Source organism: Duganella dendranthematis, from assembly GCF_012849375.1.
GTDB lineage: Bacteria > Pseudomonadota > Gammaproteobacteria > Burkholderiales > Burkholderiaceae_D > Rugamonas > Rugamonas dendranthematis.
In genome coordinates, this window is sequence record NZ_CP051684.1 from 5,598,202 (window position 1) to 5,610,206 (window position 12,005).

The window sequence follows — 12,005 nt, forward strand, 5'->3', positions numbered from 1 at the left end:
CCACGCAAGGCAATAGATTTTTTAAATTGGAGTGATGAAAGCGCTTCCACATGGTATAAAGTGGCAACACTTTTACTTTCTCATTCCATGCCCTCCGTCAGAACGCCGATCAGTACGCCGCCCATGTTCAACCTTGCGTGGCCGTTGCTGGTCGAGCTGGGCTTGGCGATTGCTTCCAGCATCATCGGCACCGCGCTGGCCTCGCGCATTTCGGACGAGGCCGGCGGCGCGTTTGCCATCGCCAGCCAGGTATCGGCTGCCCTGTTTATTTTGTTCCGTATCATCGGCGCCGGCGTCAGCGTGGTGGTCACGCAGAATCTCGGCGGCGGCCAGCGCGCGGCGGCTGACAAGGTGGCCCGCGCCGTGGTCGGCGCCAGTACCTGGCTGGGCGCGGTCACCGGTCTGATCGCCATGCTCGGGTCGCACGGCCTGCTGCATCTGCTGAACACGCCCGCTGAAGTCTTCCCGATTGCCGCACCATTCCTGATCGCGCTGGGCCCGGCCATGCTGTTCGACGCGTGGAACGCCTCGATGGCCGGCGTGATGCGCGCGCACCTGCGCACGCGCGACACGCTGGTGGTGCTGATTATCATGCACGTCAGTCATCTGCTGCTGGCGTTGCCATTGATGTATGGCTGGGGACCGCTGCCAGCGCTTGGCCTGCCGGGCTACGCGCTGGCCCTGGCCGTCAGCCGCATGGTCGGTCTGGCGCTGCATCTGATGATGTGGCGCACCCACCTCGCCATTACCGTGGCGCGCGACGATTGGTGGCGCTTGCCGCGTCCCGAACTGTCGGCGGTACTGCATATCGGCTTGCCCGGCGCGGCGGAAAACATCGCCTGGCGGCTGGCCTTCATGGTCAGCGTGGCGACTGCGGCGGAACTGGGCACCAAGGCTTTGGCCACGCAGGCCTATGTGTTGCAGCTGATGGGCGGCGTCATGATGTTCAGCATCGCCACCGGACTGGCGGTGGAAATCGTGGTCGGCTACCTGATCGGCGCCGGCCGGCTGCGTGAAGCGCACCGCGTGGTGCGTCGCGCGCTGGCACGCGGGCTGGTGGTGTGCGTGCTGATCGCGGCCTGCGCCGCGCTGCTGGGCCGCTGGCTGCTCGGCTGGTTCACGCAGGACCACGAGATTCTCGCCGCCGGCGCCACGCTGCTGTGGATCACGGTGCTGCTGGAACCGGGCCGCACCTTCAACCTGGTGGTGATCAACGCGCTGCGCGCGGCCGGCGACGCGCGCTTTCCGGTGATGGCCGGTGCGTTCTCGATGCTGTTTGTGCTGGCCGGCGGCAGCTGGCTGCTGGGCGTGGTGCTGGGCTGGGGCTTGCCGGGTGTCTGGATCGCCTACGCCGCGGATGAATGGATACGGGGCCTGATCATGTGGCGCCGCTGGCAAACCCACGCCTGGGTGCCGCACGCGCGCAGCTCGCGCAAGCGGCTGCGTTCCCCGCTGGTGATCGAGGGCTAGGCCAGTCCGGACGCGGTTTTTTGCGTGGCGGGCAGGTTGCGGGCAATCACGCGCAGCATGTCTTCAACGTCAATCGGCTTGGCGATGAAGTCGTTCATGCCGCAGGCGATGCATTCTTCACGCTCGGATTCCATCACGCCGGCCGTCATCGCCAGCACCGGCAGGTGCAGGCCGAGTTCTGTCCGGATCTTGCCGGTCGCTTCAAAGCCGTCCATCTCCGGCATCTGCACGTCCATCAGCACCAGGTCGTAGCGGTGCGCCTCGGTGCGCAGGCGTTCAACGGCGAGACGGCCGTTGTCGGCGGTGTCGATGGTGGCGCCGGCGTGCGTCAGCATGGTGCTGGCCACTAGTTGATTAATTGGATTGTCCTCCACCAGCAGGATGCGTACGCCGTCCAGCCGCTGGCCGATGATGTCGGCGTCGGCCGCCGGCACGGCGTCGCGCGCGCTGGCCTGCGCCTGTTGCAGCGTCTCCGCCAGCCGCGCACCGGTGACGGGCTTGAGCAGCACCGCGTCCGCCATTTGCGCGCCGTCGGTGTGCAGCAGCTTGCCCTGGCCGAAAGCGCTGATCATCAGGATCACCGGCGTCCTGGCGATGGTGTCGTCGGCGCGGATCGCCTGCATGGTGGCCAGGCCGCACATGCCGGGCATGTTCCAGTCCACCAGTACACCGTCGTAGCGCGAGCCGCCACTGTGCAGGAGGGCCAACGCTTGCTCGCCGGTGCTGGCGCTATCGCAGCTCCAGCCGCGCGCGCGTATCGTGCGGCACAGATAGTCGGCGCTGGTGCTGTCGTCGTCGACCACCAGCAGGTGCTGCACGGCGCCGAGACGTTCCGGGGCCGGCTCAACGCCCGCCTGCAGCGGCACGGTCAGAATAAATTCGCTGCCCACGCCCGCGGTGCTGCGGACGTCGATGTCGCCGTTCATCAGCGCGGCCAGGCGGCGCGATATCGCCAGTCCCAGGCCGGTGCCGCCGAAGCGGCGCGTCATCGACGCATCGGCCTGCGAGAAGGGGGCGAACAACTGCGTCAGGCGGTCGGCTGGAATGCCGATGCCGCTGTCGCGCACCGTGAAGCGCAGCGTGGCCGGCGCCTGCGCCAGTTCCACCAGCACCGACACCGATCCCTTTTCGGTGAACTTGATGGCGTTGCCGACCAGGTTGACCAGCACCTGCTGCAGCCGGTGGCCGTCACCCACCAGCGATTGCGGCACGCCCGGCTCCACGCCAATCGCCAGTTCCAGATCCTTCTCGCCGGCGTTGACGGTCATGATGGTGGCCACCGCCTCCAGCATGGCGGACAGGTGGAACGGCGCCGGCGCCAGCTCCATGCGGCCCGCTTCGATCTTGGAAAAATCCAGCACGTCGTTCAGGATGCTGAGCAGCGAGTGACCTGACGACCGTATCATGTCCACGTACTTGCGCTGCTCGCCCGACAGCGAGGTATTGCCCAGCAAATGCGCCATGCCCAGCACTGCATTCAATGGCGTGCGGATTTCATGGCTCATGTTGGCGACGAATTCGCTCTTGGCGCGGCTGGCCGCTTCCGCCAGATCGCGCGCGGCGATCAGCGAACTTTCCGACTGCCGCAATGCGCCAGTCATCTGCCGCGCCAGCGCGGTGGCGTAGGCCTGGCGTGCGGTCAGCGCGCGCACCACGCCGAAGAACAGCAGGCTGATAATCACGCCGGCCAGCAGCACGATGTGCGACTTCTGACGGTCGATGGCGTCTTCAAACGCCGGCTGGGACGCGAAGCGCAGCGTCCATTGGTGATGCAGCAGGTCCAGCGACATGGTGCGCAGATATGGATTCGGATATTGCTGTGGATCGGCCGGTGCGCGCTCGCTGGAGTACAGCAGCGATGCCGGATTGGCGCCGTTGCCGTCAAAGATTTCCACCCGCACCGTGTGATCGGCGGGACCGAGCAGATCGCGCATCAATTCGTCCGCGCGGATCGGGCTATAGGCAAAACCCTGTAGCGCCGCCATGCGCTGCGCCGGCGTGCTGCGCGGACCGAGTAGCGTATCCCGGCGATAAATCGGGAAGTACATCAGAAAGCCGGGCAGGCCAGTGTTGTCGTGATCCTGCACCAGCACCACCTTGGCCGTCAGCGCCGGCGAACCGCTGCGCGCCGCCTGCAGCAAGGCCGCGCGGCGGGTTGGCTCGGACAGCATGTCGTAGCCGAAGGCGCGCAGGTTGCGGCCGGCGAACGGCTCCAGGTACATCACCACCACCGAGCTGCCGGTATCGGGACCCTGGTTATTGCTCCAGATGTGGAAGTCCTCATAGCCCTGGTTGCGGATGTCCTTCTCGGTGGGGCCGCGCTGGTCGGCGCGCAGGTACATGCCGTAGCCCAGGCCCATCACGCCGGGGAAGTTATGCGGCAGGTCCATGCCTTCGGCGAAGTCGCGCCACTGGTCGCGCGTGGGTTCCTGCTGCGCCTTGAATAGCGCCTGGGCGCCACGCAGGCCGGATTCGTACAGCGTCATGCGGCGCGCGATGCGCTTGGCGATATCGGCGCATTCGGATTCGAATTGCTCCTGCGCGCGCCGCTCGGTACTGGCCGACAGCAGGTGCCACACCGCCACCGTCAGGCCGACGCCGATCAGCAACGTGCCCCATTGCGCGGCGTTGTAGCTGACCGCATCGTTGCCGGCGCGCTGCCGTTCACTGGCGTCGGCGCACAGCACCATGGCGATCAGGCTGCACAGCATGATGAAACTGACCAGCGCAATCAGTGCGTCATTCAGCGTGCCAACCGCGAATGGCCCGTAGCCGTGAATGGTGCCTGTCACTGCGCAGCCGGCGGTGACGATGCAGATGGTACTGGCGCCGCGCAGGCCGTGACGATGTGAAGACCAGGCGATGGCCAGCACAAACAGATACGGCAGCCATCCCAAGCCGTCGTCGTAAGAGTAGCGGCGGCCGAACACCGCATACGACAGCGCCGCCAGCACCAGCAGCGACAGGGCGATTTCCAGTGCGCCGCGCCAGTTCCAGCGCGGCAGCCGCCGCACGCACCAGATGATGATGGCCGGGCCGACCAGCAGCACGCCGGCCATGTCGCCGACCCACCAGGTCAGCGCGATGGCGCCATGGGCGGCAGCCGGCGCCAGTCCGCTATAGACCAGCGTGCTGCTGCCGATGCCGGCGCTGACCGCGCTCATGGCCATCGCCACCAATGCAAATTTGTAGACGTTCTGTTGTTGGCCGATCGGCTGTTTAATGTCGAAATAGCGTTTGACCAGCCACACGCCGGACAAAGCTTCCAGCGTATTGCCGCTGGCGATCAGCGCGGAGGCCAGCAGCACGCCGCTGTTGAGCGGCAGGCCGTTGGCGTGGAAGGTGGCGAGGTTGGCGGCCAAGGCTCCCAGGAAGATCGCCGGCCAGGCGCGATAACCGATCAGCAGCAGCGCCGCGAAGGCGATGCCGGACGGCGGCCAGACTGGCGTCGCATTGGTATGCGCGAACGCCAGCAGCAGGCTGGCGCGGGCGATCAAGGCGTAGCACAGCGTGAGCAGCACAAGCACGCGCATGGCGGATTCTGTGGTTGTCAACGATGAGCCACTATAGCGTAAATATTGTCATAATGGTTTGGCAGATGCACCCATCGCGGGTTATATTTTGTCATCTTTGTCGATAGCGGGTGAACCTTGTCCTTGTCTTCCAACGATACCCTGATCGTTGCTGTGTCGGTGCTGTTTGCCGTGCTGGTCGGCCTGTTGTCGCTGGTGATGAACGTGCGCCAGAAGGCGGCGCGCGACGCGGCCCGGCAACGCAGTCAGGAAAGCGAACGGCGCGCGCGCGTGCTGGCCGACACACTGCCATTACTGATCGCTTACCTCGACCGCGACCTGCGCTACCGCTTCGCCAACGCCCATTACCGCGCGCAGTGGGGCCTGGAGCCGCAGGATATGTTGGGCAAAACCGTCAGTGAGGTATTCGGTCCGGCGGCCGGACCATGGCTGGAGGATTTGAAGTCGGCGCTGGCCGGGCGTCGCTTGCATTACGAACGCGACTTCCAGGGCCCTAGTGGCGTTGACCACTTTCTGGTCGATCTGGTGCCGGACGTCGCGCCGGACGGCCGCGTGGCCGGCTTCTACCTGACCGCGATGAATATCACCGACCGCAAGAACAGCGAGCAGCGCGCCGAAGCCGCCAGCCGCGCAAAGAGCGAGTTTGTCGCCAATATGAGTCACGAGATCCGCACGCCGATGAACGCGGTACTGGGCGTGGCCTACCTGCTGGAGAACACGCCGCTGACCCAGGCGCAGAAGGAATACGTGGGCATGATACGGTCGTCCGGCCAGATGCTGCTGGGTGTCCTGAACGACGTGCTGGATTTTTCCAAGATCGAGGCCGGACGCATGGAGCTGGCGCCGCAGCCATTCCTGCTGAGGGAAGTGCTGGACTCATTATCCAACGTGATGTCGCTGCCGGCCAATGCGCGCGGCATCAGCCTTGCCATCGACGCCGACGACGAAGTGCCGGCAGTGCTGGTGGGCGACGCCATGCGCCTGCAGCAAATTCTCCTCAACCTGGTGGGCAATGCAGTCAAGTTCACGGAGCGCGGCGGCGTTTCGGTGCGGGTGATGCTGGAGCCGGCCGCGGCGGAGCAGGGCTTGCGGCTGCGTTTCACGGTGCGCGACTCCGGCATCGGCATGGACCTGGAACAGCAGAGCCGCCTGTTCTCTGCCTTTAATCAGGCCGACGCCTCGACCACGCGGCGCTTCGGCGGCACCGGCCTGGGACTGGCGATCTGCCGCCGTTTGACGGAGCTGATGGGCGGCGATATCTCGGTGCGCAGCACGCCGGGCGCCGGCAGCGAGTTTGTAGTGACGCTGCCGTTTGGCGTGGCCGACGAAGACGTCCCGGTCGAGCATCCGGCCTTGCAGACCGCCGCCGCGCAGGGCTGGTTGATGTCGGAGACGCCGGCCTTGCAGGACGCGCCGCCGGAACCCGAGCCAGCGCTCGCCCCCCGGCTGCAAGGACTGCGGCTGCTGCTGGTAGAAGATCATCCGCTGAATCAGCTGGTGGCGCGCGGCATGCTGGAACACGCCGGCGCCAGTGTGGAGGTGGCGGAAAACGGCCAGCTGGCTGTCGACCGCCTGCGCGACCGCGCCGAAGACTACGACATCGTGCTGATGGACGTGCAGATGGCGGTGATGGACGGCTTCGAGGCCACGCGCCACATCCGCCACACGCTGGGCCTGAAACTGCCGGTTCTGGCGATGACGGCCGGCGTGATGCAATCGGAGCAGGACCAGTGCATCGATGCCGGCATGGACGATTTCATCGCCAAACCGTTGGATGTGGAGCAGATGCTGGACACCATTTCGCGCCATTGGGATGCAATTCGCGCCCGCTGACCGCATTTCGTCACATGGCCGCACGACCGCCCCGGTGCTTGGATAAAGTGGCATCACACCTCAACCACTTGATCCAACCGGGAGCCTGAAATGTCCAAATTGATCCTTGCCTCGCTGCTTGCTGTTTGCTTCTCCGCCCATGCCGCCGACCTGACCATCCATGTTGACGGCGTTGCCAGCGCCGAAGGCAATGTCATGATCGCCGTCTACAACTCGGCCGACACCTTCCTTGCCAAGCCGCTGCGCGCGGTGCAGGCGCCGGCCCACAACGGCACGGTGGAAGTGAAAGTGGCCGACCTGCTGGTTGGCGACTACGCCTTCGCCGTCTACCACGACGCCAACGCCAACGGCAAAATGGACCGCAACATGGTCGGCATGCCGACCGAGGACTACGCCTTCAGCAACAACGCCTTCGGCAAGCGCGGCGCGCCACGCTTCGAGGAAGCCCGCATCGTGCTGCCGGCCGATGGCGCCCTCACCGCTGTCAACCTGCGCTGATCGGAGAGCCGACATGACCAACCGCCGCCAATTCCTCAGCTTCGCCGCACTGGGCCTGGCTTCCTCGTCCGCACTGGCCGACAGCCTGACCTACGAATCCTTCCACCACGCGCTGGACGGCAACGCGCGGCTGATGGCCTACGCCGACCATACCGGCGACGTCGCCGGCGACGCCACGGTGCTGGGCCGCCTGCCGGCAGACCTGAACGGTGTCTTTTACCGTAACGGGCCGGGACGTTTTGAACTGGGCGGCGAACGTTATCACCACTGGTTTGACGGCGACGGTTTCGCCCAGCGCTGGCAGATCGGCGACGGCAAGGTCAGTCACATCGGCCGCTTCGTCGCCACGCAAAAATTCCAGGATGAGAGCAAGGCAGGGCAATTCCTGTATCCGGCCTTCGGCACTTACGTCGGCCGCAAGGCAGTCAAGAACAACGACAGCGTCAACGTCGCCAACACCAATCTGCTGCCGTTCAATGGCCGCGTGTACGCGCTGTGGGAAGGCGGCTCGGCCACCGAAGTCGATCCGCAAACACTGGCCACGCGCGGCATCAAGACCTGGCGCCCGGACCTGAAAGCCATGCCGTTTTCGGCGCATCCGAAGATCGACCCGGACGGCGGCCTGTGGAACTTCGGTAATGCGCCGGGCGCCAATCAGTTGGCGATTTACCGTATGAACGCGGCGGGTGAAATAACCCGCACCGCCATGATCCCGGTGCCGCAGCTGAACATGGTGCACGACTTCGTGGTCAGCGGCCGTCACCTGATTTTCCTGGTGGCGCCATACGACATGCGCTCCGGCCCGGAAGTCAGCTTGGGCGACAGCATGCACTGGGCCGGCGACAAGCTGCCGCTGCGCGCCATCGTCATCTCAAAGGACACGCTGGCGCTGCGCCAGGTGTTCGAGCTGCCGGCACGCTCGGTGTTCCACTTCGGGAACGCCTATGAGGACGGCGCCTGCACGCGGCTGGACGTGGTGCTGCACGAAGGAGACGCCCTGCGCAAGGTCGGCCTGCCGATGCGCGGCCAGATGCGCATGGTCGGCGACAATCCTTCCAGCACGGTGCAGATCACGCTGGACTATGCCAGCGGCCAGGCGCGCGAGGCGCGGATGTTCGGCGTCAGCGAATTCCCGCGCGTGATGCCACAGGTGGTGTCGGGGCGTCACCGCAAGCTGCTGGTGCTGGGCGCCAGCGGCCGCGAACTGATACTCGACAGCGTCAATGTCATCGACACCGACAGCGGCAAAGTGGATGGCTATGCCTTTGGTCCCGGCTGGCAAGTCGAAGAGCACGTATTGGTACCGCGCCGTGGCGCACGTTCGGAGACTGACGGGTATGTGGTCGGCGTGGCGCAGGACACGCGCCGCGCGCAAAGCGTGCTGACGGTGTTTGATGCGCACAACATCAAGGCCGGTCCGGTGGCGCTGGCACGCTTGCCCTATCGCGCGCCGGTTTGCTTTCATGGTAACTTTCTGGCGGCATGAATTAAATGAAAGCAGAGATGACGCAACAAGACCGTAGCCTGGTGCGCGAGCACCCGCTGGAGCTGATCCCGTTTTTCCGCCGCTGGCAGCCGTCGCTAGTGCGCGACTGGCTGTACACGGTGATCTGGAGTACCTTGCTCGGCGTGGTGCTGACCGCGTTTGTGCGTCTGCTGACCAACGACGACGCCACCTTGTACGAGCGGCTGTGGTCCATGCTGCTGATGTCCAATCTGGTCGGCGCGATCTTCCATGGCGTCGCGCTGATGGCCAACCGCCTGCTGGACGGCTGGCCACGTCGTGCGCCACGTGTGCCGCGTGTCCTGTTCAACATGGCCTTGATGGCATTCAGTGTGCTGCTTGGCGTCCTGATTGGGAATATGATCTGGAACGGCAGCAATCCGCTGCACCTGCTTGGCAACCGCGCGGTGGTCTTGCAATGCCTGGTGATCGGCGCATTTGTGGCGCTGCTGATGTACATGGTGCGTAGCGCCGCCGAGCGTCGCAGCGCGCGCGCCATGGAAGCGGTGCGCCAGCAGGAATTTGTGGCGGCCAGCGCGCGCATGCTGGCGGAGGCGCGGTTGCGCGCGTTGCAGGCGCAGATCGAGCCGCATTTTTTGTATAACACGCTGGCCAATGTGGTGAGCCTGATCGGACCGCGTCCGGCGCAGGCGCAGCACATGCTGGAGCGCTTCATCGATTACCTGCGCGCCAGCCTGGCCGCCAGCCGCAGCGACGAGGCGACGCTGGCGTCCGAAGCGGCACTGATCGCCGCCTATCTGGACGTGCTGGTGGTGCGCATGGGCGACCGCCTGCGTTACCGCATCGACGTGCCGGACGAGTTGCGCCAGTTCCGTATTGCGCCGATGCTGCTGCAACCGGTGGTGGAAAACGCCATTGCCCACGGCCTTGAGCCGAAGGTGGAAGGCGGCGAGATCGTGGTCAGCGCGCGAGTCGAAGGTGAGCAGGTCAGCATCCGCATCAGCGACACCGGCGCGGGCTTGAACGAATCGGCGCCGCGCAAGCCGGGCGGTGGCGTCGGCCTGAGTAATCTGCGCGAACGCCTGGGCAGTTTGTATGGCGGCGCCGCTAAGGTAGAATTATTGGAAAATCAACCCTGCGGCATGACGGTGCGCCTCCTGCTGCCTTTGAATGTGAGTCCGACATCGATACCATCCGTGCCCTGATCGCAGATGACGAAGCCCATCTGCGCGAATACCTGGAAAGCCAGCTGAAAACCGTTTGGCCGGAACTGCGGGTCGTGGCGCGCGCCGCCAACGGTATCGAGACGCTGCGCATGATCGACGAGGAGTCGCCGGAGGTGGTGTTCCTCGATATCCGCATGCCGGGGCTGACAGGTCTGGAGGTCGCCGCCAAACTGGTGGACAGTCCCAAGCCGCCGCACATTGTGTTCGTCACGGCTTACGACCAGTATGCGGTAGAAGCGTTTGAGCACTCGGCGGTGGATTATCTGCTGAAGCCAGCCAACATCGAGCGGCTGGAAAAGACGGTCGCCAAATTGAAGGTCCGCCTGAAGCCTGCTTCGGCCGAAGGCGCGGTGCCGGCGGCGGCGTTGCAAGCGTTGCTCGCGCAGCTGGCGGCTGGCGGCGTGCCGGTGGCGTCAGCCGCGCCAGCGCCGGTCGCCGCACCGCTGCAATGGATACGCGCCACGCACGGCGAGGAAACGCGCTTGATCCCGATCGACGACGTGATCTACTTCCAGAGTAACGATAAATACACAAGCGTGTTTGTGGCGGATGGCGAAAGCCTGATACGCACGCCGATCAGCAAGCTGCGCGAACAGCTCGATGATCAGCAGTTCTGGCAGATCCACCGCAGTGTGATTGTCGCCGCGCGCCATGTGGCCGGCACGCGGCAGGACTTCCGCGGTCGCTTGATGGTGCAGCTGAAAGGCCGCCCGGAACAGCTGGTCGTCAGCCGCAACTACGTTGATCTGTTCCGGGGGATGTGACTCACTTGGCCAGCACCGGCTTGACTTTGGAAGCCGCCAGCTTGGCGTTGACGCGCGCAGTGTCGACATCGTCGGCGGTCGCCAGCGCCACGCCCATGCGGCGGCGGGCAAATGACTCCGGCTTACCGAACAGACGGATGTCGGTGTTCGGCACGCGCAGCGCGTCGGCTACGCCTTCAAAGGCGATGCCTGCGGCTTCGTGCTGGCCGTAGATGACAGCCGAAGCACCCGGCGCCTTCAGCGCGACGTTGACTGGCAGGCCGAGAATCGCCTTGGCGTGCAGTTCGAATTCGCTTTGCACTTGCGTTGCCATGGTCACCATGCCGGTATCGTGCGGACGCGGGCTGACTTCCGAGAACCACACCATATCGTCCTTGACGAACAGCTCCACGCCAAACAGGCCCAGGCCACCCAGGTCCGCCGTGACCTTGCCGGCGATGTCGCGTGCGCGCACCAGCGCCACCGGGTCCATGCGGCATGGCTGCCACGATTCCACGTAGTCGCCTTGCACTTGTACGTGGCCGATTGGCTCGCAGTATTGCGTGATGACCTGGCCGTCTTCGCCCAGCGAACGCACGGTCAGCAGGGTGATTTCGTAATCGAAGTCGATGAAGCCTTCAACGATCACGCGGCCCGAGTCCACGCGGCTGCCGGCGGCGGCGTAATCCCACGCGGCTTTGACTTCGGCGGCGCTGTCGATCTTCGACTGGCCTTTGCCCGACGACGACATCACCGGCTTGATCACGCATGGGAATCCGACGGCTTCGGCGCCTGCGGCCAGTTCTTCCAGGCTGCTGGCGAAGCGGTATGGCGAGGTGGCGATGCCCAGCGTTTCGGCGGCCAGGCGGCGGATGCCTTCGCGGTTCATGGTCAGCTGCGCTGCGCGCGCGGTTGGAATGCAGGTGATCTTGCCGGCTTGTTCCAGCTCCGCCAGTTTGTCGGTGGCGATGGCTTCGATTTCCGGCACCACCAGGTCAGGCTTCTCTTCCTCGATAAGCGCCGCCAGCGCATCGCCGTCGGTCATGTTGATGACGTGGGCTCGGTGCGCCACCTGGTGACCAGGTGCGTTTGGATAGCGGTCGACGGCAATCACTTCGACGCCCAGGCGCTGCAGCGCGATGATGACTTCCTTGCCGAGTTCACCGGAGCCAAGCAGCATGACTTTGGTGGCGGTAGGGGACAGGGGCGTGCCGAGGGTGCGTGGAGTGTTCATAGC

The 12,005-nt window shown here is 65.0% G+C and carries 8 protein-coding genes; 6 read left to right on the forward strand and 2 right to left on the reverse strand.

The genetic code is table 11. The features are described from left to right. The first annotated feature begins 123 nt into the window (after nucleotides 1–123). Nucleotides 124–1,470, forward strand: coding sequence for an MATE family efflux transporter (locus tag HH213_RS25615; RefSeq protein WP_229263159.1), 1,347 nt, complete (start codon nucleotides 124–126; stop codon nucleotides 1,468–1,470). Here HH213_RS25615 and HH213_RS25620 read toward each other — a convergent pair. Then, complete coding sequence (locus HH213_RS25620) at nucleotides 1,467–5,003, reverse strand: CHASE domain-containing protein (RefSeq protein WP_169114127.1); 3,537 nt, start codon at nucleotides 5,001–5,003, stop codon at nucleotides 1,467–1,469. The genes HH213_RS25615 and HH213_RS25620 overlap by 4 nt on opposite strands. Before the next feature lie 117 nt (nucleotides 5,004–5,120). Here HH213_RS25620 and HH213_RS25625 point away from each other — a divergent pair, with 117 nt between their 5' ends. The 5 genes from HH213_RS25625 (at nucleotide 5,121) to HH213_RS25645 (ending at nucleotide 10,789) form a co-directional block, all read left to right on the forward strand. Further along, on the forward strand, nucleotides 5,121–6,836 hold the full coding sequence (locus HH213_RS25625; RefSeq protein ID WP_229263160.1) for an ATP-binding protein: 1,716 nt from the start codon (nucleotides 5,121–5,123) through the stop codon (nucleotides 6,834–6,836). A 90-nt stretch (nucleotides 6,837–6,926) separates the two neighbouring features. After that, on the forward strand, nucleotides 6,927–7,334 hold the full coding sequence (locus HH213_RS25630) for a DUF2141 domain-containing protein (protein WP_169114128.1): 408 nt from the start codon (nucleotides 6,927–6,929) through the stop codon (nucleotides 7,332–7,334). A gap of 13 nt (nucleotides 7,335–7,347) precedes the next feature. Beyond that, a complete protein-coding gene (locus HH213_RS25635; protein ID WP_169114129.1) occupies nucleotides 7,348–8,820 on the forward strand; it encodes a carotenoid oxygenase family protein in 1,473 nt (490 codons plus the stop codon). 17 nt (nucleotides 8,821–8,837) lie between these two features. Then, on the forward strand, nucleotides 8,838–10,004 hold the full coding sequence (locus tag HH213_RS25640; protein ID WP_229263161.1) for a sensor histidine kinase: 1,167 nt from the start codon (nucleotides 8,838–8,840) through the stop codon (nucleotides 10,002–10,004). Between the two features lie 20 nt (nucleotides 10,005–10,024). Next, complete coding sequence (locus HH213_RS25645; protein WP_229263491.1) at nucleotides 10,025–10,789, forward strand: LytR/AlgR family response regulator transcription factor; 765 nt, start codon at nucleotides 10,025–10,027, stop codon at nucleotides 10,787–10,789. Between the two features lies 1 nt (nucleotide 10,790). Here the strand turns inward: HH213_RS25645 and purT are convergent, their stop codons facing one another. Beyond that, on the reverse strand, nucleotides 10,791–12,002 hold the full coding sequence (purT, locus tag HH213_RS25650) for a formate-dependent phosphoribosylglycinamide formyltransferase (protein ID WP_110847892.1): 1,212 nt from the start codon (nucleotides 12,000–12,002) through the stop codon (nucleotides 10,791–10,793). Nucleotides 12,003–12,005 lie beyond the last annotated feature (3 nt).